We start from the raw sequence: 25627 nt of genomic DNA on the forward strand, positions 1-25627 counted from the left end.
GAGTCGGGGCACAGCCGAGGTCATGCCGTGGAGCGGCGGGCGCGGTCGAGGTAGGCGGTCAGGTCGTGCCAGGCGTCGGGCGGAGCCGTCGGATCGCCTGACATCACGGCCGGCTCGTGCCGCCAGGCGGACCGCACCCCGGCCGAGATCTCGCTGTCGCCCCCGTTGAACAGCGAGCTCAGTTCGTCCATGCGTGCCACCAGCTTCAGCACCCGGGGGTCCGCCGGCTCCACCCCCGCGGTGCGCAGCGCCTCGGCCCTGCGGTACAGCTCCGGCCACTCGACCTCCAGCAGGTAGTGGGCGGCGGGGCCCAGCGCTGCCACCCCGTCGTGCAGTGTCTGCAGTTGGTCGTCGTCGAGGTGGCGCCGCAGGGCTTCCGTGCGCTCCGGTCCCGCGCCGCCCATCGTCCCGAGTGCGCCGATCAGGGTGGAGATCTCGGGTGCCCGGTCGGCGGCCAACTCACCCTGGATATGGGCGAGTCGTTGCCTCAGAGCTTCCAGGGACGCGAGGGCGGCTTCGACGCCGGCCAGGTGCTCGCCCACCAGCCGGACCGGGTCGACTCCGGCGTCCAGGCACGTGGCGATGGTCTCCAGCCCCAGCCCGAGCCGGCGCAGCGCGAGCACCTGGTACAGGCGGACCGCATCCTCCTCGGTGTACTCGCGGTGCCCGGCGGCCGTACGCCTGGACGGGCTGAGCAGCCCGATCCGGTCCCAGTGGTGCAAGGTGCGAACAGTCAGCCCACTCGCCTCGGCGAGCGCTCCGACCTTCCATGTCTGGTCGATGCTCATGCGTCAACGATGCTCCCTGACGCCGTGTGAGGTGCAAGCCCACGGGGAGGGCGGTCAGGACGCGGTTCCGGGCAGGTCGAACCACACCGCCTTGCCCCCGGGCGGGACGGTGTAGCCGGCTACACCCCCGACCAGGCAGCCCGCCCCCTCGTGGCGGCAGCCCGCCCGCGGGATCGTTGATCTCAGAAGGTCAGAGCCAAGGTCAACCACTCGCCGGAAGGAACCCGACATGCCGCACGCCGCCGCCATCTCCCTCACGAAGAACACCCGTACCGCCCAGCCGTCGGCGGACACACCCCGGCGAACCCCTCGCACCACCCCCCGCGTGATGCCCCTCTGGCAGGCGATGGCCCACCTGTTCGCCCCGGCCGACGGCACAGTGCGGCCCTGAACCCCCTCGTCACCCGCCGGTCGCGCGGCCCGCGTCCCGAACAACCCGTCTCCCCCTCCGCAAGCCGGGGTCATCCCTAACCGGTCACCAGGGTGCACAGCAGTTAGATTTACCCCCAGCCTCCACCGACCCCCCGCACCGGACGCCCGACCCCACTCGACCCGACCCCACCCCACCCCACTGATCCACTCGCGACGCACAGCCGACAAGCGCCGACAAAGCGCCGCCGAAGCGCCGTGAAAGCCAGGCCCTCGCAGTCATCCCCAGTGCACCCGCCGTTCACATCCCCCGCGAAACATGCGGCCCATGAGACGTGTCACCCCCGCCCTGGTCCTCGGCGTGGCCGCGCTGATGGCCACCCCGTTCGCCGCCCAGGCCGCCCCCGGCGGCAACGCCCACACCGACAGCTACGGCACGAAGGCCGTGTACACGCCGGAGCAGAACTCCCGGTCGTACCAGAAGGCCCCGGCCGGCTTCACCCCCGTCTTCACCGAGAACGTGTCCCGGCACGGATCGCGCTCCGCGACCGACAGCTCGGACGGCGACCTGATCCTCGCGCTCTGGAACAAGGCCGAGGCGGAGGGCCAACTCACCGCGAAGGGGCGGGAGTTCGGGCCCAGGACACAGGCCCTCGAAGCCGCCATGAGCACGATCGGATACGGCAACCTCAGCGCGCGCGGCAAGGCGGAGATCCAGGCCACCGCCACCCGGATGGAGAAGCGGCTGCCGAGCCTCTTCGCGACGATCGCGAAGAACAAGGAGCCCATCGACGTCGTCAGTTCGGGCCAGGGGCGTGCCGTCGACAGCGCCAACCTCTACGGCGCCGCCCTCGCCCAGACCGACCCGGACCTCACCTCCCTCATCGGCACGACCCGCACCGACAAGGACCTCCTCTACTTCCACAAGGCCGCCGGTGGCGCCGCCTACCGCGACTACATCGCCAACGACCAGCGCCTCGCCACCACCCTGACCTCCGTCACGGACCAGCCGAAGACCCACCGCGCCGCCCGTGACGTACTGAAGAAGCTGTTCAAGCCCGCGTTCGTGGACCGGATCACGGCGGGCGAGTTCTCGACGATCGGCACGGACGTCGAGGCCGCCACCGCCGTCTACAACCTGTACGCCATCGCCCCCGCGATGAGCGCGGAGAGCCCGGGCGGCAAGGGCTGGGGCATGGACCGGTACATCTCGGCGCGCGACGCCGACTGGTTCGGGTACATCTCCGACGCCGAGGACTTCTACGAGAAGGGGCCGGGCTTCGCCGACAGCGACATCACGTACAAGATGGCCGGCGTCCTGCTCGACGACTTCTTCAAGAAGGTCGAGGCCAAGCGCGACGGCACGAGCGACCTGGGCGCCGAACTCCGGTTCACGCACGCCGAGGAGATCATCCCGCTGGCCGCGCTGATGGGCCTGCCCGGCAGCACGCAGGGCGTCACCGTCGAGCAGCCGTACACCTACGCCACCAACTCCTGGCGCGGTGCCGCCGTCGCCCCGCTCGGCTCGAACATCCAGTGGGACGTCTACCGCAAGGGCAGCACCTACCTCGTGCGCATGCTCTACAACGAGAAGGAGACCGCCTTCAAGGCCGGCTGCCGTCCCGTCTCCAAGGGCAGCAAGTTCTACGACCTGAACGAGCTGGAGCGCTGCTTCGGCCGCACGCCCTCCAACAGCTGACGGCTGACCAACGCCAACGCCAACGCCGGCACCGGCACCGGCACCGGCACCGGTCGTCCGGCTACAGCCCCGCGCTCCCCCGGGCGCGGGCCGCCGCCGCGAACTCCCGGCCCCGCATCCCGGCCCGCCGGTACGCGGCGATCGCGGCCGGGTTGTCGGCGTCCACCATCAGCGCGGCGCGCCCGTATTCCCGTACCAGCGCGTCGACGACGAACCGCGACACGGCCACGCCCAGCCCACGCCCCCGCGCCTCCGGCCGGGTCAGGACCCCGGCCATGAAGCCGCAGCCGGCCCCGGACCAGGCGTCCCCGGCCACCGCGAGCAACGCACCGGTGCCGTCCGGGCCATGGTCGTGGGCACCGGCCCAGCGGCGGGTTCCAGGGCGGCCGGGGCGGGCGTACGAGCCGGGGAACGAGTCCTCGAAGAGGGCCGCCGCCTCCCGCTCCTCCTCCGCGTCGAGCCACCGCACGCCCTCCGGGACGGTGGCCGGCGGGTCTGTCGTCTCCATAGTCTCCGCCGTCTCCATCCACAGGAACCCGGAGCCACCGGCGGCCACGAGTCCCGGTGTCCCCCGGACCAGCGCGGCGATCAACTCCGCGTCCCCGAACGGGCGGTGGCCCGGTCCGACCTCCGCCAGCACCTCGTCCCGTACGAGAACGAGCGCGTCGTCCGCCTCCCCGTCGACCGCGATCCGGTCCCGCCCGGACAGCCCGGGGCTGACCACCGCGGTCGCCGAGCCGTGACGGAAGACGCGGACACCGGGGCCGAGGCAGCCGTCGTCGGCGGACAGTTGCGCGGCCCAGAGCAGATGCCCGGCGGCGTCGCTGCGCAGCCCGTCAGCCTCGGCCACGTACGCCCGCCCCCGCACGCGGTTCGACCACTCCCCCGACCGTGAACCCGATCACCGACCCGCCGCCCTCCCGTCGTAGCGCGAAGGGGGATCCGCCGTGGGCGAGGGCCACCTCGCGGACGATGGAGAGGCCCAGGCCCGAGCCGGGGAGGGAGCGGGCGTCGGCGGCGCGGTAGAAGCGGTCGAAGATGCGGAAGAGGTCGGTTTCGGAGACTCCGGGGCCCCGGTCGAGGACCTCCACGCGGACCGTGCCCGGGCGTGCGGGACCCGAGACCGCGATCTCGATCGGGGTCTGGCCCGCGCGGTCGAACTTGGCCGCGTTCTCGACCAGGTTGGAGATCGCGCGCTGGAGCATGCCGGGGCGGCCGTCGGTCGTCGTGTCGCCGCTCGCGCGGACGGTGATGTCCCGGCCGGTACGGCGGCGGGCCAGCAGCGCCACGTCCTCCGCGATGTCGGCGAGGTCCACCTGCTGAGGCGGCTCGGTGTCGGACTGGCCCGCCGCCAGATCCACCAACTCGTTGACCAGGTCGGTGAGCTCGCGGGCCTCCTGGCTCAGGTCCGCGACCAGTTCCTCGCGGGTGCCGGGCGGCAGTTCGTCCATGCGGCGGAGCAGGGAGATGTTCGTGCGCAACGACGTGAGCGGGGTGCGGAGTTCGTGGCCCGCGTCCTGGATCAGGCGGCGCTGGTCCTCCTCCGACTGCGCGAGCCGGCCGAGCATCCGGTCGAAGGCGCGGCCGAGGCGGCCCACCTCGTCGTAGCCGGTGACGGGGACCTGCACACCGAGGCTGCGGGTGCGGGCCACGTCCTCGGCCGCCGCCGTGAGGATGATCAGGCGCCGGGTGATACGCCGGGCCAGCCACCAGCCGCACAACCCGGCCAGCACCACGACCGCCGCCATCAGCACGAACGTCCGCTGCTGCAGGGCCCGCAGCAGATCCTCGGTGTCGCTGAACTCCTGCGCCACCTGCACCGCCCCCTGCCCGCGGCCCAGGGACACGGTCGCGATGCGGTACACGTCCTCGGCGACGGCGACGTCCTTGTGCTCGACCGTCTTCCCGGCCACCTTCTCGCCGGCGACCGCCCGGTCGTCACCGGTGACGGGCAGCGCCGGGCTGCCGCTGTCGAGGACACCGCCGGCCGGCCCGAGCACCTGCACATCCGTACGGGCCGGGCGCACGATGTCGTGGCCGGGCGCGGAGGAGGAGAAGTCGTCGGGCGTCATCTGGTGCGTGCGCACCTCGTCCTGCAGATCCTGTACGACCTGGTCGAACACCGACTCCTGGTCGACCCGGACCAGCCGGGCCGCCGCGCCGTAGGAGAGCACGCCGACGAGGAGGGTGACGGCGGCGGTCACCGCCGCGAAGGACAGCACGAAGGTCGTACGGAGGGAGACCAGTCGGGGCCGCCGGGCGGCCACCAGCCGCCGCAGGCGGCCCACTCAGTCCTCCCGCAGCACGTAACCCACGCCACGCACCGTGTGGATCAGCTGCGGTGCGCCGGGCTCGTCGAGCTTGCGGCGCAGATAGCCGACGTAGACGGCGAGGTTCTTGGAGCCGGGGCCGAAGTCGTAGCCCCAGATGCGGTCGTAGATCGTGGAGTGGTCGAGGACGATGCCCGCGTTGCGGACCAGCAGTTCGAGGAGCTCGAACTCGGTCCGGGTCAGCTCCAGTTCACGCTCCGCGCGCCAGACGCGGCGGGCCTGGAGGTCCATGCGCAGACCGGCCGCCGAGATCTGTTTGTCGGAGGAGGAGGCGGCGGAGGGGGAGGAGAACGCCGACGACTGCGGCCCCTCCTTGAGTACGTCGGCGGAGGTGCCGGACGGTCCGGGGACGCCGTTCGCCGGGACCGGGCTGGTGCGGCGGAGCAGGGCGCGCAGCCTCGCGAAGACCTCCTCGACGTCGAAGGGCTTCACCACGTAGTCGTCGGCGCCCGCGTCCAGGCCCGCGATGCGGTCGGCGGTCTCCACGAGGGCGGTGAGCATCAGGATCGGGGTGCGGTCGCCCTCGGCGCGCAGCACCCGGCAGACCTGGAGGCCGTCGATGCCGGGCATCATCACATCGAGAAGCAGCACGTCCGGTGGGGTGCGATGGGCCTGCGCGAGCGCCTCGACACCGTCGGCGACCGCGGTCACCTGGTAGCCCTCCAGGGTCAGGGCCCGCTCCAGGGCATGACGGATGGCACGGTCGTCTTCGGCGAGCAGCACAGTCTGGGGCACGTCCACCAGTGTGCCAAGGCCTCCGGCGGTTGACCGGTGGGGGCAGGCCTACGATCACCCTTTTTACCTGCCTCTCACCGTGGTGGACGCAACCCGGGTTTAGCTCCTACCGTCTTCTCACGGTCGGCTGCCCTGCCGTCCCAGGGGCTGCGCCCCCGGACCCCGCATCGGCCCTGAAGGGGCCTCGTCCTCAAACGCCGGACGGGCTGATGTTCAGTGCCGCTAGTTGGTCTGTGAACGGTACGACCGTCGGCTTCTTTGCCGGGGTTCCCGCCGACAGGCCCGCCATCAGCGCGCCCATCTCCCCCGCCGCCCGGTCGATCCGGTCCGGCAGGCCCTCCGCGCCCCAGTCCTCGGAGGCGGCGTAGACCCCGGTCGGGACGACCACTGCCCGCAGGTATGCGAACAGCGGGCGGAGTGCGTGTTCCAGTACGAGCGAGTGCCGGGCGCTGCCGCCCGTCGCCGCGATCAGCACCGGCTTTCCGGCCAGCGCGTCCTTGTCCAGGACGTCGAAGAAGGACTTGAACAGTCCGCTGTACGACGCCGAGAACACCGGCGTGACGGCGATCAGCCCGTCCGCCTCCGCCACCGCGTCCAGCGCGGCGGCGAGGGAACGCCCGGGGAAGCCGTTGGTGAAGTTGTGCGCTATCTCGACGGCGAGGTCGCGCAGCTCCACGACCTGGATGTCGACGGGGGTCCGGCGGTCCACCGCCGCCGCCAGCCGGTCGGCCAGCAGCCTCGTGGACGACGGCACGCTCAGCCCCGCCGAGACGACTACGAGCTTCATGCGACGGTCACCTTCTCCGATGCGACTGCGAGCAGCGACTGATGGGTCGGCGCCTCCGGCACGTCCGCCGGGCGGTTCACCGCGAACTCCTTGCGCAGGACCGGTACGACCTCCTCGCCCAGCAGGTCGAGCTGCTCCAGGACGGTCTTGAGCGGCAGCCCGGCGTGGTCGAGCAGGAACAGCTGGCGCTGGTAGTCACCGGCGTACTCCCGGAACGCGAGGGTCTTCTCGATGACCTCCTGCGGGGAACCGACGGTCAGCGGGGTCTGGTCGGTGAAGTCCTCCAGGGAGGGCCCGTGGCCGTAGACCGGCGCGTTGTCGAAGTACGGGCGGAACTCGCTCACCGCGTCCTGGGAGTTCTTGCGCATGAACACCTGGCCGCCCAGCCCGACGATCGCCTGTTCCGGCGTGCCGTGGCCGTAGTGCGCGTACCGCTCCCGGTACAGCTCGACCATCCGCTTGGTGTGGTCGGCCGGCCAGAAGATGTTGTTGTGGAAGAAGCCGTCGCCGTAGAAGGCGGCCTGCTCGGCGATCTCGGGCGAGCGGATCGAGCCGTGCCAGACGAACGGCGGTACGTCGTCCAGCGGGCGGGGCGTGGAGGTGAAGCCCTGGAGCGGGGAGCGGAACTTGCCCTCCCAGTTCACGACGTCCTCGCGCCACAGGCGGCGCAGCAGGGCGTAGTTCTCGATGGCGAGGTTGATGCCCTGACGGATGTCCTGCCCGAACCAGGGGTAGACCGGGCCGGTGTTGCCACGGCCCATCATCAGGTCGACCCGGCCGTCGGCCAGGTGCTGGAGCATCGCGAAGTCCTCGGCGATCTTCACCGGGTCGTTGGTGGTGATGAGGGTGGTGGAGGTGGAGAGGATCAGCTTCTCGGTCCGCGCGGCGATGTAACCGAGCATCGTCGTCGGGGACGAGGGCACGAAGGGCGGGTTGTGGTGCTCGCCGGTCGCGAAGACGTCGAGTCCGACCTCCTCGGCCTTCAGCGCGATGGCGACCATGGCCTTGATGCGCTCACGCTCGGTCGGCGTCCGTCCGGTGGTCGGGTCCGGTGTGACGTCGCCGACGCTGAAGATCCCGAACTGCATGGTCGTTCACCCTCCAGGTTGTTGATTATTCAACTATACCCTCCAACGGCCACCCCGCGGCACATATTCCACTCATCACCACTACGGTCCACCGGCCACTGTCAGTGGCCCGTCCTACGATCCCCCCCCATGGCCGCCCCACGCCGTAACGCCTCCGGAGAAGCCGACGACACCCGAGGAATCGTCGACCCCGCCGAACTCCTCACCCGCGTGCACTTCCGCCGCCCCGAACCGGCCCCGCCCCTGCGCCCGTACGTCGAGCACTACTGGCTGATCGACTGGGACCTCCCCGAGCCCTACGTCTCCCACGTCGTCCCGCACCCGGCCGTGCACATCGTCTTCCAGCGACTGGCCGGCGAGGACGCCTTCGTCGAGATCGCGGGCATCCCGCACGGCCTCTTCGCCCAGAAGCTGGAGGGGCGGGGACGAGTGTGCGGGATCAAGTTCCGGCCGGGCGCCTTCCGGACCGTCGCCCCCGACCGCCCGGTGTCGGAGTGGACGGGCGCGCGGGTACGGCAGCCCGAGGTGTTCCCGGACACCGACCCCGCCACCGTCCTCGACCCCGCCGACGAGACCGCCCGCGTCGCCGCGCTCGACGCCTTCCTGCTGGCCCTCGCCCCGCGCCCGGACCCGCAGGCCGAACTGGCCACCGCCCTCGTCGACCGCATCCGCACCGACCGCACGATCCGCCGCGTGACCGACTTCGCCCACGCGGAGGGCCTGTCCGTACGACTGCTGCAGCGCCTCTTCGCCGCGTACGTCGGCGTCGGCCCCAAGTGGGTCATCCTGCGCTACCGCATCCACGAGGCCCTGGAGCGCGCGGGCGCCGAGGAACCCGTGGACTGGGCGGGCCTCGCCGCCGATCTGGGCTATGCCGACCAGGCCCACCTGATCCGGGACTTCACGACGACGGTCGGCGTGTCACCGACGGCGTACGCACAGGGCCAGCACTAGCCGCCCTCCTCGTCAATCCGGTTGACCGACCGAGCGCCGCTCACGGATATTTATCTGCGTGACACAGACATTGCACGACGCAGCTAATGACAGCGTTCTCTCCGCCCGCACCCGCTGGGCGATCCTCGCCGTCGTCCTCGCCGCCGACGTCCTGGACCTCCTCGACTCGACGATCACCAACATCGCCGCCCCGACCATCACCCGGGACCTGGGCGGCGGCCCCGGCCTGGTCCAGTGGCTCGGCGCCTCCTACGCCCTCGCCCTCGGTGTGCTTCTCGTCCCCGGCGGACGGCTCGGCGACCGGTACGGCCGGCGGCGGCTCTTCCTGGTCGGGCTCGCCGGGTTCGTGGCCGCCTCGCTGGCCTGCGGGCTCGCCCTCGGTCCCGCCTTTCTCGTGGTCGCCCGGCTGGTGCAGGGCGCCTTCGGGGCGCTCGTCATCCCGCAGGGTTTCGGCATCCTCGGCGCGAGTTGGCCCCGCGACCAGATCGGCAAGGCCTTCAGTCTGTTCGGGCCGGTGATGGGGCTGTCGGCGGTGGGCGGGCCGATCCTCGCCGGGTTTCTCGTGGACGCCGATATCGGCGGTCTCGGCTGGCGGTCCATGTTCCTCATCAACCTCCTCCTCGGCGGCGCCGCCCTGCTCGCCGCCCTACGGCTCCTCCCCCACGACACCGGCGACGGCACCGCCCCCGTCGACGGCCCGGGCTCGGCACTGATCGCCGGTTCGCTGCTGGGTCTGCTCGGCGGGCTCATCGACGGCTCGCAGCACGGCTGGACCGGACGTGCCCTCGCCCTGCTGCTGCTCGGCCTCGCCCTGTTCGCCGGGTTCTGCCACCGCCAGCGCACCGCACCCGAGCCGCTCATCCGTCCCTCGCTCCTCCACAACCGGGGCTTCACCGCCGGCCTGCTCCTCGGCGTCGTCCTCTTCGCCGCGGTCGCCGGACTCCTCTACGTCATCTCCCTCTACTTCCAACAGGGCCTCGGCCACTCCCCCGCGGGCACCGCGCTCGGCCTGATCCCGCTGTCCGCCGGAATCGTCGTCGCGTCCATCGCCTGCTACCGGCTCATCCACCGCTTCGGCCGCCGGCTCGCCGCCGCGGGACTCCTGACCGTCCTGGCGGGCTGCGGCTGCCTCGCCGCGCTGGTCGCCAACTCCGGTACGAAGGTGGGTGGTTGGGCTCTCGTTCCGCCGCTCCTTCTGGTCGGGCTCGGTATGGGTACCTGCTTCGGCACGGTCTACGACATCACCATCGGCGACATCGAACCGGCCGAGGCGGGCAGCGCGAGCGGTTCGCTCAACGCGGTGCAGCAGCTGGCCAACGCGATCGGCGCGGCGGCGGTGACCACCGTGTATTTCAAGGCAGTTGGCGGCGGCGCGGCCCACGCCCTGCTGGTGAGCCTCGCCGTGGTCGGCGCGGCCGTCGCCCTGTGCCTGTGTCTCGTACGACTGCTGCCGCGCACGGCTCCGGAGGACCATGGTCACTGACGGCCGACAGGCACGCTGGTAGCTTTCGCTCCGGCCGGACGGCAGCGGGAAGAGTGCCCGGACGGGAGTGAGAAGAGAGCCTCAGTGAACCGAACTCAGGCCCTGAACCGGTGGTTCACGGCGGACAACAACCCCATCCAGGTCTTCGGCACCGTCGCCGCCGTCACCATCGCCGCGCTCGCCGTGCGCCCGGTCGACACCTCCGGTACCGGGCTCGCGGTGCTGTGTCTGCTCGTCGTGGAGTCGCTGCTGCTGTGCACGCGGCTCATCCCCGAGGGCCGGTTCCCGCCCGGCGTGCAGCTCGCGGTGCTGTGTGCCTGGTCGGTCGGGGCGGCGGCGCTGATGAGCCTGGAGACCTCCGGGGCGTCGGCGCTGTTCGCCTACTTCGTGACCGGGCACGCCGGGTACCGTCTCGAAGCCCGCCGCGCGCTGCCCTTCGCGGCGCTCACCAGCGCCCTGTGCGCGGGAGCGCTGCTGCTGCCGTGGAGCGGCCATGGCGCCTCGTGGATCGTGGGCGCCTTCACCGGTGTCAGTGTGCTGGTCGGTATCTCCAACCGGGCCCACACCGACGCGTTGCGCTCCGCGCGGGCCGCCGCCGAGCAGGCCGAGCTGGCCGCGCGGGCCGAGGCGCGGGCGGAGGCGCTGGCCGAGCGGGCCCGGATCGCCCGGGACGTGCACGACGTACTGGCCCACTCGCTGGCCGGGGTGAACATGCAACTGGAGGTCACCGACGCCCTGTTGGAGTCCGGTGACATCGACCGGGCCCGGCAGGCGGCCCAGCGGGCACAGAGCCTGGTCCGCTCGGGGCTGACCGAGGTGCAGCGCACGGTCGGGGACCTGCGTGAGGACGCGCTGCCGCTGGTGGAGACGCTGCGCTCACTGCTCGCGTCAGCTTCCGACGCCGGTACGCTGACCGTCGACGGGCCGCCGCGCGAACTGCCCGTCCGCCTCGCCCAGGTGATCGTGCGCTGCGCCCAGGAGGCGCTGACCAACGCGCACAAGTACGCGCCCGGCGCCCCGGTCCGTATGCGCCTGGAGTATCTGGAGTATGCGGAACAGCAGGCCGCGGAGACCGTCTTCGAAGTGGTGAACTCCGCGCCGCCGGCCGGTTCGCGGCCGTTGGCCGGTGCGGGGAGCGGGATGGGTCTTGTCGGGATGCGCGAGCGGCTCGACCTGGTGGGCGGCACGGTCACGGCCGGGCCGATCGTGGACGGCGACGACGCAGGAGGCTGGCGAGTGCGTGTGGTGATCCCGGGATGAGCGACGAGCGGCAGGGGCAGGGCGAACAGCAGCCCGTCGTGCGGGTGGTTGTCGCCGACGACCAGACCGCGGTCCGCGAGGCGCTGGCGACCGTACTGGATCTGCAGTCCGGTGTGGAGGTCGTGGCGACGGCCAGGGACGGCGGGGAGGCCGTGCGGGCGGCCGAGGAGCACGCGCCCGATGTGATCCTGATGGACCTCAACATGCCCCGGGTGGACGGGGTGGAGGCCACCCGGCTGATCGGCGAACGCTTCCCTGGGGTCGCCGTCGTGGTGCTCACCACCTTCGCCGACGAGGAGTACATCCTCGCCGCGCTCGGTGCCGGTGCCCGCGGGTACCTGACCAAGGAGTCCGGCCGGGAGGACATCACCCGCGCGGTGCGGGCCGCGGCGGCCGGGCAGTCCGTGCTCGACCCCGCCGTACGGGACCGGCTCGTCGCAGCCGCCGCGCGGGGCGGCGCCCCCGTCGAGCGGCCGGGCACCGGACTCGCCCCGGACCTCACCCCCCGGGAGGTGGAGGTGCTCACGCTGATCGGCGAGGGGCTCACCAACCGGGGTATCGCCGAGCGGCTGGTGGTGAGCGAGGCCACGGTGAAGACCCATATCAACAACCTCTTCTCCAAGGCTCATCTGCGGGACCGGGCCCATGCCGTGAAGTACGCGTTCATCCACGGACTGGTGAAGACCCCTGGGTGAGGGCCTGCCCCTGGGCTCCGGCCGGCGCCAGAAGACGCACGCGGGCCAGGAGCAGGAACACCCGGGTGAGGACCATGGCCAGCGCCATGATGACGAAGAACGGCGCGATGGCGTCCTCGACTATGTGGTGCTGCGCCATGAACGTGCCGAGGTGGTCGCGGAACCAGGTGTTGTGCTCGGCGAGGTAGATGAAGGCGACGCGCAGGGCGACCACCGCCGTCCAGATCGCCACGAAGCCGGCTCCGCAGCGGGTGTGGACCTTGCCCGAGGCAGGGTCGCGCTCCACGCCGGTGGTGAAGGTGGCGACGACACCGCAGGCCAGCCCGATCGCGGCGCCCACCAGATAGACGACGATGTCGACGGTCTGGGTGGGCGTCCCCTTCAGATAGAAGTAGCCGACCGCGGACACCGTGCCGATCGGCATCAGCACCTTGTGCAGGTCGTACTTCCGGCGCCCGTACTGCGTCAGCATCATCACCGCGAAGATGCCCCCGCTGATCGTCAGCGCCTGCTCCATGTCCGTCATGACGTCGCACTCCTCGGTCTCCGGCGGTCGTCCCGCCACGCGTTTTCCTGAGATCGACTCTCCCGCCGATGCCGGAAAAGCTCCCGGACCCACGGGTGGAAATCCGGGTGGAGACGCAGGGTGGAGCCTTCCCCTAGGGGCAGCTCGGGGGCCGGGTGCCAAGCGGACCGAGAAGACGGACGGAACCGAGGCCAGGGGACCGAATCCCCTACGGCACCAGCACCAGCCGCCCCCGCACCCCGCCCTCCGCGAGTCGCGCGTGCGCCCCGGACGCGTCCGCCAGGGGGTACGTGTCCGCCACCCGCAGCGTCAGTACGCCCTTCTCCACCAGGGCGACCAGTTCGGCGAGCCGGGCCCCGTCCGGGCTCACCTCCACCGCCCCGGTCCGCACCCCGCGCTCCGGGGCCGGCGCGGCCTGCGGAATCACCCCGGCGAACGCGCCCCCGTCCCGCACCCACGCCAGCGCCCGTTCCCCGAGGACCGCCGCGTCCAGCACCGCGTCGACGCTCCCCGCCGGCACGCCCTCGCTCGTGAACTCGGCGGCGCCCAGGGCCCGTACGAACTCCTCGTCACCGGCCCGGGCGAGCCCGGTCACCAACACTCCACGCTGCGCGGCGAGTTGGACGGCGAAGCCGCCCACGGCGCCCGCCGCACCGGTCACCAACAGCGTCTGACTTGGCGTCAACTCCAGGAGATCCAGGGCCTGTACGGCGGTCAGCGCGTTCAGCGGGAGGGTGCTTGCGTGCACCGCGTCCACGCCCTCCGGCGCCTTCGCCACCGCGTCCGTGTCCACGACGACGTACTCGGCGTGCGTGCCCAGCGGCTTGACCGTGCCGTAGTGCAGGGCGACCACCTCGTCGCCGACCTGCCACGCGGTGGCGACGCCGGTCGCGTCCACCGTCCCGGCTACGTCCCAGCCGAGTCCGAGCCGCTTGCCCGCGCCCCCGAACGCGCCCGCTCGCACTCCGGCGTCCACCGGGTTCAGCGAGGCCGCCGCGACCTTGATCCGCACCTGCCGGGCGCCCGGCTCGGGAATTTCCGTCTCCACGACCCGAACCGCGTCGGGCCCGCCGAACGTCGTCACCACTGCAGCACGCATGCCGGACAGCTCCTCGTATGGGGTGTTCGCTTCGGTATCTCCTCAGCTGTCTGCAACCCTAGGAAGAGCTACTATCCACTGGGAAGTAGTTACCTGAGGGTGCGTACCTACCTCAGAAGTAACCCGAAGTAACCCGAAGTGACCGGAAGTGACCGGAAGTGAACGGAGGCCACGGCCCATGGCGACCATGACAGCGGCCCAGAAGCGCGAACAGGCACGTGTCGAGTACGACGCGTTCATCCGCAGCTGCCCCACCAACCAGCTGCTCGACCGCATCAGCGACAAGTGGGTCAGCCTGGTCGTCGCCGCCCTGGCCCCGGGCCCGATGCGCTACAGCGACCTCGCCCGCAAGATCGCCGGCGTCAGCCCCAAGATGCTGACGCAGACGCTCCGTTCACTGGAACGCGACGGCATCCTCTCGCGCACGGTCACCCCGTCCGTCCCGGTCCGCGTCGACTACGAACTCACCCCGCTCGGCGCCAGCCTGAGCATGCTGCTGCTCGCCGTGAAGGACTGGGCGGAGACCCACATCGAGGAAGTCCACGAGGCGCGGGGGCGCTACGACGGGGACGAGTGACGGCGGACAGACCCTAGACCTCCCCCGCCCGCAACCGCGCGATCTGCTGCCCGCTGAACTCCACCGTGCGTCTCATGTGCCCGACGATCACGGCGAGTTCGGCGTCGGCGAGGTCGTCGAAGAGCGTGAACCAGCCACCGCCCAGCCGGTTCCACATCCTGCCGAACTCGGTGATCTTCTCCGGGACGGTGGCCACCAGCACCCGGCGCCGGTCCTCCGCGTCCCGCTCCCGGACGACGTACCCCGCCCGCTCCAGCCGGTCCACGAGCCGCGTCGCCGACCCGGTCGTCAGCCCGGTCAGCTCGGCGATCCGGCCCGTCGTCACCGGCCCCGCCTCCAGCGTGAGCAGGTTCAGACACTGCAGATCCGTGGGGTGCAGCCCGAGCCTGTCGGCGACGGCCTGGTTGAACAGGGCGTACGACGCCATGTACCGGCGCGAGACGGTGGACAACTCGTCCAGCAGCCGCGCCCGCGCGTTCCCGGACATGTCGTACCCCTCGTCGCCTGTGCCGTGTCGCCTGTGCCGTGCGGAGATCGAGATCGTACGACGAGGTCGGCCGCGTAGCTCAGGGGTACTACGGGCGTGGCTCAGAAGTAGTAGCTGTCACCGGTGTCGAGGACGAGCACCCGCTGCTGGTCGTTGGCCCGGTTCCCGTCCACCGCGCCGCCGCCCCACACCGTGTCCAGCTCCAGCAGCACCTCGGAGGACGCGTCCCGCAGCCGTACCCCCAGCTCGATCCGCTCGCCCACCTCGTCCGCCGCCAGCGCACCCGTCCGGCACACCACCGCCCGCTCCCCCGACCGCGCACACCCCTCCGGCAGCGTCTGCCGGTCCGCGAGCGGCTTCGACCAGCGCAGCCGTACGGTCGCGTCGGGGACGGCGGAGGGGCCGTGGTTGCGCGGGGTGAACCGCACGTCGACCCGGCCCGCGGTCATGACGACGGAGCCGTGATAGGAGAGGTCCGCCTCCGGAGCCGACGAGCCGGGAAGACCGGGCGCCGCTCCCATCACCGCGAACGCGGCACCCACTACGGCGCCGACCCGTAGTACCCGCAGTACCCGTACTCCTCGCATGCCATCCACTCCTCTGTCCGCCCGTGCACCACCGCTGGGGTCGTACGGATGTATCCCACGCGGAGCGCGCGACAGGCGCCGTCCATCAGGTGACACCCGTGTGATCGGGCGGCACCCGTGTGATGGGGTGGCGGTCATGCTCGTACTCCGCTCCGCGGCCCTCTTCGTCGTCGCCGCCGTCTTCGAGATCGGCGGCGCCTGGCTGGTCTGGCAGGGGGTGCGCGAACACCGCGGCTGGCTGTGGACCGTCGGCGGGGTCATGGCCCTCGGCGTGTACGGCTTCGTCGCCACCTTCCAGCCCGACGCCCACTTCGGCCGCATCCTCGCGGCCTACGGCGGGATCTTCGTCGCCGGTTCGCTGGCCTGGGGCGCGGTCGCGGACGGCTACCGGCCCGACCGCTGGGACATCGCCGGCGCCCTGATCTGCCTGGCCGGGATGGCCGTGATCATGTGGGCGCCGCGCGGAAACTGAGCCGCCACCGGGGCCCGCCTATCCTGGACGGAGTCGTACGCACGGAGTCGTACGTACGAACCAGTTGATCCCTTCCGAGGAGCAGCCCATGGCCACCGCCGCACCGTCCGCCGCCTCCCGTATCGCGGTCGTCACCGGGGCGAGCGGCGGCATCGGCGCCGCCACGGCCCGCCGGCTCGCCGCGGCCGGTTACCGCGTCGTCCTCACCGCCCGCCGCAAGGACCGTATCGAGGCACTGGCCGAGGAGATCAACAAGGCGGGCCACAAGGCGACGGCGTACGAGCTCGACGTCACCGACCGGACCGCGGTCGACGAGTTCGCGACCGCCTTCAAGACGATCGGCGTACTGATCAACAACGCGGGCGGCGCGCTCGGCGCCGACCCGGTCGCGACCGGCGACCCCGCCGACTGGCGCACGATGTACGAGACGAACGTCCTCGGCACGCTGAACGTCACCCAGGCCCTGCTCCCGGCCCTCACCGCGAGCGGCGACGGCACGGTCGTGGTCGTCTCCTCCACGGCGGGCCACGGCACGTACGAGGGCGGCGCGGGCTACGTCGCCGCCAAGCACGGCGCCCACGTCCTCGCCGAGACACTGCGCCTGGAGATCGTCGGCACCCCGGTCCGGGTCATCGAGGTCGCGCCCGGCATGGTCAAGACGGACGAGTTCGCGCTGACCCGGTTCGGCGGGGACGCGGAGAAGGCGGCAAAGGTCTACGCGGGCGTCGCCGAACCGCTCACGGCGGACGACGTGGCCGACACGATCTCCTGGGCGGTCACCCGCCCCAGCCACGTCAACATCGACCTGCTCGTCGTACGCCCACGCGCCCAGGCCTCGAACACCAAGGTGCACCGGGAGGTGTGATGCCCGACCAAGAAGGCAACCCGGACAACTCCCAAGAGGCCCTGGACAAGCGCCGGCTGGCCGAGGAGACCAGGAACGAGCGCAAGGTCTGGTACTTCCTCGCCTACTTCCTCTTCGGCATCCACATCGTCGCGTTCGTGATGATCTACGCGGTGACGCACGCGCCGAACAAGTGAGGAGGAGGTGAGGAGCGGCGGTCGGACACATAAAGTCACCCTCCGTGGACAGACACCTCCCCTTCGGCGATCTCCCCAACTTCCGTGACCTGGGCGGCTATCCGACCCCGGACGGCCGCCGCGTCCGCCCGGGGCTCCTCTACCGCGCCGACTCCCTGGGCAAGTTGAGCGAGAACACGGACGACTGGACCCGCTTCCTCGGCCTCGGCATCGGCACGGTGATCGACCTCCGCTACCCCTGGGAGATCGAGCGCAGAGGCCGTGTCCCCGAGCACGGGTCGTTCACGTATCACAACCTCAGCATCGAGCACCGCCCTTACGACCAGGCGGTGTTGACCCCCGACACCGCCCCGGGACCGTACCTGGCGGAGCGGTACACGGAGGTGGCCGAGGACGGCACGGAGGAGATCGCACGGGCACTGGAACTCGTCGCGGCGGCAGCCGAGTCGGGCACCCCCCTCGTCTTCCACTGCGCGTCCGGCAAGGACCGCACCGGCCTGCTGGCGGCACTGGTCCTCGGCCTGCTCGGCGTCCCCGAGGAGACGATCATCGAGGACTTCACCCTCACCGAACTCGCCACCCCCGCCCTCCTCTCGGCCTGGCAGGCCCGCAACGGCGGCCGTAGCCCGGTCTGGCCGGCCTGGGGCCACGCCCCGGCAGCGGTCATGCGCCTGTTCCTGGCGGGCCTGACCAGTCGCTACGGCTCGGTCGAGGGCTATGTGACCAAGGCCCTGTCCCTGGACGCGACGGCCCTCTCAACCACCCTGCGCGACAAGCTGCTTGAGCAACGACCCACCACCTGGCCGGAGTTGACCTACCGCAAGGCCGCCGAAGCGGACGCCGTCGCACTCGTCCGCCTCCGGGACAGCGCGGCCCTGTGGCAACTCGCCCGGGGCATCGACCAGTGGAAGCCGGGCGAGAAGGACGAGGCCCACTTCCTGCGGCGCGTGCGCGAGGGCGAGGTGTGGCTGGCGCACGCCGACCAGACCCTGGCCGGTGCCTGCGAACTCTGGTGGGACGACCCGGCCGCCTGGGGCCCGCGCCCACCCGACGCGGGCTACGTCCACCGCCTGATGACGACCCCGCACACGGCACCACCGGGCACGGGACGCCGGCTGCTCGCGCAGGCGGAGTCCCGCATCACCGCGACGGGCCGCCCGTACGCCCGCCTGGACTGCCTCTCCTCCAACCCCCGCCTGCGCGCCTACTACGAGTCGGCGGGCTACACCGTCGTAGGCGAACAGCGGGCGAAGGACGGCGGGTTGGGGAGCCCGTACGCGGTGACACTCATGGAGAGGCGCCTGGCCGACTGAACCGGGCCAACCGGCCTGGCCACGGGCCTATTTGCGCTGCTGGAAGATCCACTCCCGGACGCCCTCGATGGTGTACGCGATCGGCCAGGTGGAGTTGTGCTCGACGCCGTGCGCGTCGGCCAGGCCTCCGGCAAGGGTCGAACCCTTCTTGAACGTCGAGTAGTTGACCGTGGTGCCCTTGGCCTCCATCGCCTTGACGTCCGCGGCGAACTCCGCCGCCGTGGACTGCCCGTCCCAGACCGCACGACTCACCTTGGTCCCGGCCCTCAATGGACCGGATCCTGCTGTCGGCACCGACCATCGCCGCCGCAGCCGCCGAACTGGGTTACTCCAACAGCCCTTGCCAGACACGCCGCTGGAAACTGCTCCACGGCCTCGTACCGCTGCCGGACTGAGCAACGCACGATGGGCGCGACACACGATCACCGCGCCCATCACCGCGTTCAGCCCTTCACGCAGATGAACTGCTTCAGCTTCGCCACGACCTCCACGAGGTCCCGCTGCTGCGCCATCACCTGATCGATGTTCTTGTAGGCACCCGGAATCTCGTCGAGCACACCAGCGTCCTTGCGGCACTCCACACCCCGCGTCTGCTCCTCCAGGTCCCGCACAGTGAAGTGCCGCTTCGCCGCGTTGCGGCTCATACGCCGACCCGCGCCGTGCGAAGCCGAGTTGAAGGCCTTCTCGTTGCCGAGGCCCTTCACGATGTACGAGCTGGTGCCCATCGAGCCCGGGATGATCCCGTACTCGCCGGAGCCCGCACGGATCGCGCCCTTGCGAGTGACCAGCAGGTCCATGCCCTCGTACCGCTCTTCCGCCACGTAGTTGTGGTGGCAGGAGATCTCCGGCTCGAAGGTGGGTTTCGCCTTCTTGAACTCCTTCCGGATCACGTCCTTCAGGAGCGCCATCATGATCGCGCGGTTGTACTTGGCGTACTCCTGTGCCCAGTAGAGGTCGTTTCGGTAGGCGGCCATCTGAGGAGTCTCCGAGATGAACACCGCCAAGTCCCGGTCCACCAAGCCCTGGTTGTGAGGGAGCTTCTGGGCCACCCCGATGTGATGCTCGGCCAGTTCCTTGCCGATGTTCCGCGAGCCGGAGTGCAGCATGAGCCAGACCGCACCATCAGAATCCGTACAGGTTTCAACTAGATGATTCCCCCCGCCCAGCGTCCCCATCTGCTTGGCAGCCCGCTCCTCCCGGAACTTCACCGCATCCGCAACCCCCTCGAACCGCCCCCAGAAGCCGTCCCACCCCGCAGTCGCGAACCCATGCATCCGTCCGGGATCGACCGGACTGTCATGCATCCCCCGCCCCACCGGAATCGCCTGCTCGATCTTCGAGCGCAGGCGGGAGAGGTCGCCGGGGAGGTCGTTGGCCGTGAGGGAGGTTTTCACCGCGGACATTCCGCAGCCGATGTCCACGCCCACCGCCGCCGGGCACACCGCACCCTGCATCGCGATGACCGAGCCGACCGTCGCACCCTTGCCGTAGTGCACGTCGGGCATGACGGCGAGGCCCTTGATCCAGGGGAGAGTGGCCACGTTGCGGAGTTGCTGGAGCGCGCCCTCCTCGACCGACACCGGGTCGGTCCACATGCGGATGGGGACCTTCGCCCCCGGTATCTCTACGTACGACATTTCGTCCTCATTCCCCCGGAAAACAACAGAAGTCTAAAATCGCAAAACCGGCGCCAAGGTCAACGAAAGGGACAGCGGACCGGCGTTCACGGCTGTGCGTGCGATACACATTGTCTCCAGGGGGTCCCCCGGTGCGGCAAGGGATTAACCAGCGGGGACACTGGCAGGACCCTTGATCATCGTCCAGGACCCTTGATCGTCGTCGAGAGGAACCCGACCGTGCAGCGGAAGGCATACGTACCCGGCGCCGCCGCGCTCCTCGTGGCGCTGCTGGCCGGCTGCACGAGCGGTTCGGGCAGCGGCGGTACGACGGACGACGCGAACCCGGGCGAGGCCGGTACGGCGACCGCGGTGGCCCAGCCGGGCAAGTACCGCACGCTGCCGGAGCCCTGCGGGGCCGCCGGCCAGGGCACGCTGGACTCCCTGCTCCCGGGCATCAAGCAGATCACGGACGCGGACCAGCGCGCGGCTGCCTACGCGGGCGAGGCGACGCTGACGTTCGACACGGACCGCAAGGTGGGCTGCCGTTGGAAGGTGGAGTCCACGGACGCGACCGACCATCTGCTGGTCGATTTCGAGCGGGTGGTGTCGTACGACAACGCGGTGAGCGACGACAGCGAGGCGAAGACGATCTTCGCGACGAAGGAGGTGGCGGCGGATCTCCCGGAGCCGGCGTCGAGCGCGACGGCGAGCGACACGGCGTCGGACTCGGCCACCCCCTCGACCTCCGGCTCACCCACCGCCTCCGCCTCCACTTCCTCTTCCGCCTCCTCTTCCGCCTCCTCTTCCGCGTCCTCCTCGGGCTCGGCCTCGGGCTCCGGGTCCCCCTCCGGCTCCACCACCCCGACCGCCCTCCAGCCCCGCACCCTCTCCGATCTCGGTGACGAGGCGTTCCTCGACGACGCGTTGAGCAGCTCCGGTTCGACGGCCAAGCAGCGGACGGTGACTGTGGTGTTTCGCACGTCCAACGTCATTGTGACCATCGAGTACGAGGAGCAGCCGGCGACGGTCGGGGTGGTCCCGGACAGCCAGAAGATGCAGGACAGGGCGCGGAAACTGGCCTCGCAACTGGCCGACTCGCTCAACAGTTAGGGGCTGGGAGGGCCGCTTTCGGGGTCCCGCTCAAAGCCCGTGAACGGAGACCGCACAGCTGACTCACCGCGTACGGTGGCTCCTCGGACCCGATCCGACGGCAGGAACCACGAGCGTCATGAGTGAAGGAACCATGCATCAACCAGCACAGCGTGACCGGCAGGACCACCAGCGAGCGAAGCGTCTTCACCGCGTCCTTGTCTGCGCGGCAGCGGTCCCGGTGATGCTGATCGCGGCCGGCTGCTCCTCGGACTCCGGTTCCGGGGACAACGCGGGCAAGGACACGACCGGTCTCGGCGCGACGACCTCCGCCGACGCGACGGCCGCTCCGACGGTGCAGGCGGCGGCGTACAAGAAGTTGCCGGAGCCGTGTGCGGTGCTGTCGAAGAAGACGTTGACCGATCTGGTCCCGGAGGGGGCCAAGTCGGGCAAGGAGGGGACGTCGAGCGACACGGCGTCGCGGGGCAGTTGCTCCTGGACGAGCCTGGACAACAACGGGGTCAAGGGTTCGCAGTTCCGCTGGCTGAACGTGTCGTTGCTGCGGTTCGACTCGTCGCAGACGCAGGGCGAGGGCGACAAGCTGGCGGCGGCGTACTACGCGAAGCAGGTGCAGGAGGCGCAGTCGGTCACCGGCGCGAAGAACGTCAAGTCGGAGCCGGTCGCGGGTGCGGGCGCGCAGGCGACGGCGGTGCGCTACGACCTGAAGAAGAAGGAAGGCGCCTTCAAGCAGCAGACGGTGGTGGCGCAGGTCGAGAACGTGGTCGTCACGATCGACTACAACGGCGCGGGTCTGGCGGGCGACAAGACGCCGGACGCGGACGCGTTGACGAAGGCGGCGGAGAAGGCCGTGAAGGAGGCCGTGGCGGCGGTCACGTCGGCCAATGGCAGCGGCGGGGGCGGCAGCACCGGCGGCGGTGACAGCACGCCCGCCGCGTCCCCCTCCAAGTCCGCGTCCCCTTCCGCATCGACCTCCAAGTCGGCGTCCAAGGCCTCTCCGTCCCCCTCTGCCACCAAGAAGAGCTGACCGTCACATCCACACCGTTTTTCGCCCTCAACTCGCAGGTCAGCCAAGCCCTTTGACGGAGTCCGGCCCCTCCTCGGTGCCGGACTCCTGTCGGACCGGCACCCGGGACGCCGCACACATGTGCCACCCTGTTCCGCGCAACACCATGCAAGGGGAGGGGAGTACGGGTGTCCGCGCCCATTCAGCTCACACGTATGCACCGGGTGCTCATCGGCGTGGTCGTCTCCGGTGCGATGGTCATCGCCGGTATCGGCTTCGCCGGTTCGTACGCCGCCGTACGCGAACTCGCCCTGAAGAAGGGCTTCGGTAACTTCGCGTATGTCTTCCCGGTCGGCATCGACGCGGGTATCTGCGTCCTGCTCGCCCTGGACCTGCTCCTGACCTGGATCAGGATTCCCTTCCCGCTGCTGCGCCAGACGGCGTGGCTGCTGACGGTCGCGACGATCGCGTTCAACGGCGCGGCGGCCTGGCCCGACCCGCTCGGTGTCGGTATGCACGCGGTGATCCCGATCCTGTTCGTGGTCTCCGTGGAGGCGGCCCGGCACGCGATCGGCCGGATCGCCGACATCACGGCCGACAAGCACATGGAGGGCGTCCGCCTCACCCGCTGGCTGCTCTCTCCGCTCCCTACGTTCCTCCTCTGGCGCCGGATGAAGCTGTGGGAGCTGCGTTCCTACGAGCAGGTCATCAAGCTGGAGCAGGACCGCCTCGTCTATCAGGCGCGGCTCCACTCCCGCTTCGGCCGCGCGTGGCGCCGCAAGGCCCCGGTGGAGTCCCTGATGCCCTTGCGACTGGCCCGCTACGGCGTCCCGCTCGCGGAGACGGCTCCTTCGGGTCTGGCGGCGGCGGGCATCGAGCCCGTACTGCTGCCCCCTGCCCCGCAGTTGGAGCCGGTGCGCGAGCCGGAGCCGCAGCAGGCCCCGGTCCGGGAGCAGCTGCCGCCCCCCGTGGCGAACCAGCAGCCGCAACAGCAGACACAGCAGCAGACACAGCAGCAGACACAGCAGGAGCAGGAGTACGCCGAGCTGCAGAGTCAGTGGCTCCAGGCGCGTGACCCCCAGACGGTCGCGTACCAGGGGGGCTACGACCCGACGTACGACCCGGACTCCGCGTACCGGGAGTGGTACGCGGAGCAGCAGCAGGCGGAGCAGTTCGAGCAGTACGAGGAGGAGCAGCAGCAGTTCGCACAGCAACGGCGGTTCGAGCAGCAGCAGTTCCAGGAACAACAGCAGTTCCCGCAACAGCAGCAGCGGTACGAGGAAGAGGCGGAGCCCGAGCCCTCGCCCGAGGACACCGGTACGTTCCCGATCCCGGCCGGTCCTGGCCGTACCCGGGAGATGGGTGCGGGCGGCGGTACGGAGCTGTCCGAGGAGGACTACTACCTGGTCTTCAAGAAGTCGATAGACGGCAGCTATCCGACCTCGGGCCAGTTCCGGGGTGACGTGGAGGCCACGTACGGCGTCACGCTCCCGCAGCGCGAGGCGGACCGGATGGTCAACCGTTTCACGAACCGTCACACGGCGGAGCTCCAGGAAGACCACATCGCCTGAGCCGATCCGCTACGACGATGGGGGCGCCCGGTGAACACCGGGCGCCCCCATCGTCGTAGAACGGCTTACTCGCCGAGCAGGCTCCGCACCCGCTCCTGTCCCACCGCGAGGAGCAGCGTGGGCAGGCGCGGGCCGGTGTCGCGGCTGACGAGCAGGTGGTAGAGGAGGGCGAAGAAGGTCCGCTGGGCGGTCTTGATCTCCGGCGGGAGTTCCTTGGCGGTCGCGTCGGCGGAGAAGCCGGCCTGGACCTTCGGGACGCCGTAGACGAGGTGGCTCAGGCCGTCCAGGGACCAGTGGTCGGCGAGTCCGTCGCTGAGCAGTCGCAGGGACTGCCGGGCGGGCTCGTCGAGGGACTTGAGGAGGTCGATGTCGGGTTCGTCGCGCACGATGGTCCGCTGGTCGGCGGGGACGTGCGTGTTGATCCAGGCCTCGGCCTTGTCGAGCCGGGGGCGGACCTCGTCGAGGGTGGACAGGGGGTTGGCGGGGTCGAGTTCGCCGAGGATGCGCAGCGTCTGGTCCTCGGCGCCGGCGGTGATGTCGGCGACGGACGCGAGGGTCCGGTACGGCAACGGGCGGGGCGTGCGCGGGAGTTCACCCTCGGCGGTGCGTACGGCGCGCGCGTGGGCGGCGACGTCGGCCGGGAGGGCGGAGCCGTCGGCGACCTTGGCGTCGAGCTTGTCCCACTCGTCGTAGAGGCGCTGGATCTCCTGGTCGAAGGCGATCTTGAAGGACTGGTTGGGCCGGCGGCGGGCGTAGAGCCAGCGCAGGAGCTGCGGTTCCATGATCTGGAGCGCGTCGGCCGGGGTGGGGACCCCGCCCTTGCTGCTGGACATCTTGGCCATGCCGCTGATGCCGACGAAGGCGTACATGGGCCCGATGGGGCGTTCGCCGCCGAAGATCCCGACGATCTGCCCGCCGACCTGGAACGAGGATCCCGGGGACGAGTGGTCGACACCGCTCGGCTCGAAGATGACGCCCTCGTAGGCCCAGCGCATGGGCCAGTCGACCTTCCAGACCAGCTTGCCGCGGTTGAACTCGCTGAGCAGGACGGTCTCGGTGAAGCCGTCCTCGGTGCAGACGTACGTCAGCTCGGTGCTGTCGTCGTCGTACGCCGTGACGGTGGTGAGGTCCTTGCCGCAGGCGCCGCAGAAGGGCTTGTACGGGAAGTAGCCGGCGGAGCCGGAGCTGCCGTCGTCCTCCTCGGCCGCGCCGGAACCGGCCTCGGCCTCCAACTCGGCGGCGTCGACGGCCTTCTGCTGCTGCTTCTTGGCCGGGGCCTTCTTGGTGCGGTACTGCTCAAGGATCGCGTCGATGTCACCGCGGTGCTTCATGGCGTGCAGGATCTGCTCGCGGTACACGCCGGAGGTGTACTGCGCGGTCTGGCTGATCCCGTCGAACTCCACGCCCAGCTCGGCGAGCGAGGCGACCATGGCGGCCTTGAAGTGCTCGGCCCAGTTCGGGTAGGCGGAGCCCTTCGGGGCCGGTACGGACGTCAGCGGCTTGCCGATGTGCTCGGCCCAGCTCGCGTCGGTCCCCTCCACCCCGTTGGGAACCTTGCGGTAGCGGTCGTAGTCGTCCCAGGAGATGAGGTGCCGGACCTCGTGACCCCGGCGGCGGATCTCGTCGGCGACGAGGTGCGGGGTCATGACCTCGCGGAGGTTGCCGAGGTGGATGGGCCCTGACGGGGACAACCCGGACGCGACGACTACGGGTTTGCCCGGGGCCCGACGCTCCGACTCCTCGATGACCTCATCCGCGAAACGGGAGACCCAGTCGGTGGTCTCGGTGCTCTGAGCCACGATCGGCACGTCCTTCTTTCTCAAGGCAGTCAGTACGGTCAATTCGGCTGCGCCCCCAGTTTAGGCGGCGCAGCCGCCTGCCAGGGGCCGCGGGGGCTGAGCCCTGGATGGCGGCGCAGCCGCCTCTCAGGGGCGCGGGCAGTGTCGATATGCGGCTCCGCCGCGGGGCGCGACCAGCCCCCACCGGCCCGCAGCCAAAAAAACCGCTTCACCCCCCGTGGGATACTGACCGTGT

The 25627-nt window shown here is 70.6% G+C and carries 28 protein-coding genes; 15 read left to right on the top strand and 13 right to left on the bottom strand.

Translation table 11 applies throughout. The annotated features are described in order from the left end of the window. Positions 1–20 precede the first annotated feature (20 nt). Positions 21–788 (bottom strand): MerR family transcriptional regulator, encoded by a 768-nt coding sequence (locus tag OC490_RS42850; RefSeq protein WP_262063473.1) that lies wholly within the window; start codon positions 786–788, stop codon positions 21–23. 229 nt (positions 789–1017) lie between these two features. Between OC490_RS42850 and OC490_RS42855 the strand changes: the two genes are divergently transcribed. Together OC490_RS42855 and OC490_RS42860 are read left to right on the top strand one after the other, a co-directional pair. Next, positions 1018–1179 (top strand): hypothetical protein, encoded by a 162-nt coding sequence (locus OC490_RS42855; RefSeq protein WP_262063474.1) that lies wholly within the window; start codon positions 1018–1020, stop codon positions 1177–1179. Positions 1180–1485: 306 nt separating this feature from the next. Next, entirely contained in the window at positions 1486–2856 is a 1371-nt protein-coding gene (locus tag OC490_RS42860) for a histidine phosphatase family protein (RefSeq protein WP_262063475.1), read from the top strand. A gap of 61 nt (positions 2857–2917) precedes the next feature. Here the strand turns inward: OC490_RS42860 and OC490_RS42865 are convergent, their stop codons facing one another. The 5 genes from OC490_RS42865 to OC490_RS42885 all read right to left on the bottom strand — a co-directional run bounded on the left by OC490_RS42865 (position 2918) and on the right by OC490_RS42885 (position 7796). Next, on the bottom strand, positions 2918–3706 hold the full coding sequence (locus tag OC490_RS42865) for a GNAT family N-acetyltransferase (protein WP_262063476.1): 789 nt from the start codon (positions 3704–3706) through the stop codon (positions 2918–2920). Further along, positions 3693–5144: a sensor histidine kinase gene (locus OC490_RS42870; protein WP_262063477.1), complete on the bottom strand. Its 1452-nt coding sequence runs from the start codon at positions 5142–5144 to the stop codon at positions 3693–3695. The genes OC490_RS42865 and OC490_RS42870 overlap by 14 nt, the downstream gene beginning before the upstream one ends. Further along, a complete protein-coding gene (locus OC490_RS42875) occupies positions 5145–5921 on the bottom strand; it encodes a response regulator transcription factor (protein ID WP_262063478.1) in 777 nt (258 codons plus the stop codon). It lies immediately after the preceding gene. Positions 5922–6111: 190 nt separating this feature from the next. Then, complete coding sequence (locus OC490_RS42880; RefSeq protein WP_262063479.1) at positions 6112–6708, bottom strand: FMN reductase; 597 nt, start codon at positions 6706–6708, stop codon at positions 6112–6114. Continuing rightward, positions 6705–7796, bottom strand: a complete 1092-nt coding sequence (locus OC490_RS42885) for an LLM class flavin-dependent oxidoreductase (protein ID WP_262063480.1) — start codon at positions 7794–7796, stop codon at positions 6705–6707. Before OC490_RS42885 ends, OC490_RS42880 begins: the two co-directional genes overlap by 4 nt. Positions 7797–7925: 129 nt before the next feature. On the opposite strand from OC490_RS42885, the gene OC490_RS42890 reads away from it, so the two are divergent. From OC490_RS42890 to OC490_RS42905, 4 genes are all read left to right on the top strand, one after another. After that, on the top strand, positions 7926–8750 hold the full coding sequence (locus OC490_RS42890) for a helix-turn-helix domain-containing protein (RefSeq protein WP_262063481.1): 825 nt from the start codon (positions 7926–7928) through the stop codon (positions 8748–8750). 58 nt (positions 8751–8808) lie between these two features. Further along, positions 8809–10233, top strand: coding sequence for an MFS transporter (locus OC490_RS42895; protein WP_262063482.1), 1425 nt, complete (start codon positions 8809–8811; stop codon positions 10231–10233). 84 nt (positions 10234–10317) lie between these two features. Next, positions 10318–11493, top strand: coding sequence for a sensor histidine kinase (locus tag OC490_RS42900; RefSeq protein ID WP_262063483.1), 1176 nt, complete (start codon positions 10318–10320; stop codon positions 11491–11493). Continuing rightward, positions 11490–12188: a response regulator transcription factor gene (locus OC490_RS42905; RefSeq protein WP_262063484.1), complete on the top strand. Its 699-nt coding sequence runs from the start codon at positions 11490–11492 to the stop codon at positions 12186–12188. Before OC490_RS42900 ends, OC490_RS42905 begins: the two co-directional genes overlap by 4 nt. On the opposite strand, the gene OC490_RS42910 is transcribed toward OC490_RS42905, so the two are convergent. Together OC490_RS42910 and OC490_RS42915 are read right to left on the bottom strand one after the other, a co-directional pair. Further along, positions 12157–12753 carry a hypothetical protein gene (locus OC490_RS42910; protein ID WP_262063485.1) on the bottom strand — a complete coding sequence of 199 codons (597 nt, stop codon included), beginning with the start codon at positions 12751–12753 and terminating at the stop codon, positions 12157–12159. The genes OC490_RS42905 and OC490_RS42910 overlap by 32 nt on opposite strands. Before the next feature lie 169 nt (positions 12754–12922). Further along, positions 12923–13813 (bottom strand): NADP-dependent oxidoreductase, encoded by an 891-nt coding sequence (locus OC490_RS42915; protein ID WP_262063486.1) that lies wholly within the window; start codon positions 13811–13813, stop codon positions 12923–12925. Positions 13814–13991: 178 nt separating this feature from the next. Here OC490_RS42915 and OC490_RS42920 point away from each other — a divergent pair, with 178 nt between their 5' ends. Next, the gene (locus OC490_RS42920) at positions 13992–14390 is read left to right on the top strand and encodes a winged helix-turn-helix transcriptional regulator (RefSeq protein WP_262063487.1); all 399 of its coding nucleotides are present in this window, start codon (positions 13992–13994) and stop codon (positions 14388–14390) included. A gap of 13 nt (positions 14391–14403) precedes the next feature. On the opposite strand, the gene OC490_RS42925 is transcribed toward OC490_RS42920, so the two are convergent. Next, a complete protein-coding gene (locus tag OC490_RS42925) occupies positions 14404–14877 on the bottom strand; it encodes a MarR family winged helix-turn-helix transcriptional regulator (protein WP_262063488.1) in 474 nt (157 codons plus the stop codon). 101 nt (positions 14878–14978) lie between these two features. Further along, positions 14979–15464 carry a hypothetical protein gene (locus OC490_RS42930; RefSeq protein WP_262063489.1) on the bottom strand — a complete coding sequence of 162 codons (486 nt, stop codon included), beginning with the start codon at positions 15462–15464 and terminating at the stop codon, positions 14979–14981. A 136-nt stretch (positions 15465–15600) separates the two neighbouring features. Between OC490_RS42930 and OC490_RS42935 the strand changes: the two genes are divergently transcribed. The 4 genes from OC490_RS42935 (at position 15601) to OC490_RS42950 (ending at position 18290) form a co-directional block, all read left to right on the top strand. Further along, positions 15601–15936, top strand: coding sequence for a YnfA family protein (locus OC490_RS42935; protein ID WP_262063490.1), 336 nt, complete (start codon positions 15601–15603; stop codon positions 15934–15936). A gap of 88 nt (positions 15937–16024) precedes the next feature. Then, positions 16025–16801, top strand: coding sequence for an SDR family NAD(P)-dependent oxidoreductase (locus OC490_RS42940; protein ID WP_262063491.1), 777 nt, complete (start codon positions 16025–16027; stop codon positions 16799–16801). Further along, positions 16801–16977 carry a hypothetical protein gene (locus OC490_RS42945; protein ID WP_262063492.1) on the top strand — a complete coding sequence of 59 codons (177 nt, stop codon included), beginning with the start codon at positions 16801–16803 and terminating at the stop codon, positions 16975–16977. Before OC490_RS42940 ends, OC490_RS42945 begins: the two co-directional genes overlap by 1 nt. A gap of 44 nt (positions 16978–17021) precedes the next feature. After that, positions 17022–18290 (top strand): GNAT family N-acetyltransferase, encoded by a 1269-nt coding sequence (locus OC490_RS42950; RefSeq protein WP_262063493.1) that lies wholly within the window; start codon positions 17022–17024, stop codon positions 18288–18290. 27 nt (positions 18291–18317) lie between these two features. Here the strand turns inward: OC490_RS42950 and OC490_RS42955 are convergent, their stop codons facing one another. After that, entirely contained in the window at positions 18318–18542 is a 225-nt protein-coding gene (locus tag OC490_RS42955) for a hypothetical protein (protein ID WP_262063494.1), read from the bottom strand. 17 nt (positions 18543–18559) lie between these two features. Here OC490_RS42955 and OC490_RS42960 point away from each other — a divergent pair, with 17 nt between their 5' ends. Then, positions 18560–18685 carry a hypothetical protein gene (locus OC490_RS42960; protein ID WP_262063495.1) on the top strand — a complete coding sequence of 42 codons (126 nt, stop codon included), beginning with the start codon at positions 18560–18562 and terminating at the stop codon, positions 18683–18685. Positions 18686–18733: 48 nt separating this feature from the next. On the opposite strand, the gene OC490_RS42965 is transcribed toward OC490_RS42960, so the two are convergent. Further along, entirely contained in the window at positions 18734–19927 is a 1194-nt protein-coding gene (locus OC490_RS42965) for an RtcB family protein (RefSeq protein WP_262063496.1), read from the bottom strand. Positions 19928–20146: 219 nt separating this feature from the next. On the opposite strand from OC490_RS42965, the gene OC490_RS42970 reads away from it, so the two are divergent. From OC490_RS42970 to OC490_RS42980, 3 genes are all read left to right on the top strand, one after another. Further along, complete coding sequence (locus OC490_RS42970) at positions 20147–21019, top strand: DUF3558 domain-containing protein (protein WP_262063497.1); 873 nt, start codon at positions 20147–20149, stop codon at positions 21017–21019. 118 nt (positions 21020–21137) lie between these two features. Then, the gene (locus tag OC490_RS42975) at positions 21138–22043 is read left to right on the top strand and encodes a DUF3558 domain-containing protein (protein ID WP_262063498.1); all 906 of its coding nucleotides are present in this window, start codon (positions 21138–21140) and stop codon (positions 22041–22043) included. A gap of 194 nt (positions 22044–22237) precedes the next feature. Further along, the gene (locus OC490_RS42980) at positions 22238–23593 is read left to right on the top strand and encodes a DUF2637 domain-containing protein (protein ID WP_262063536.1); all 1356 of its coding nucleotides are present in this window, start codon (positions 22238–22240) and stop codon (positions 23591–23593) included. A gap of 65 nt (positions 23594–23658) precedes the next feature. Here the strand turns inward: OC490_RS42980 and lysS are convergent, their stop codons facing one another. Next, positions 23659–25401, bottom strand: a complete 1743-nt coding sequence (lysS, locus tag OC490_RS42985) for a lysine--tRNA ligase (RefSeq protein WP_262063499.1) — start codon at positions 25399–25401, stop codon at positions 23659–23661. Between the last annotated feature and the right edge of the window lie 226 nt (positions 25402–25627).

This window comes from Streptomyces sp. STR69, assembly GCF_024519455.1.
Taxonomy (GTDB): domain Bacteria; phylum Actinomycetota; class Actinomycetes; order Streptomycetales; family Streptomycetaceae; genus Streptomyces.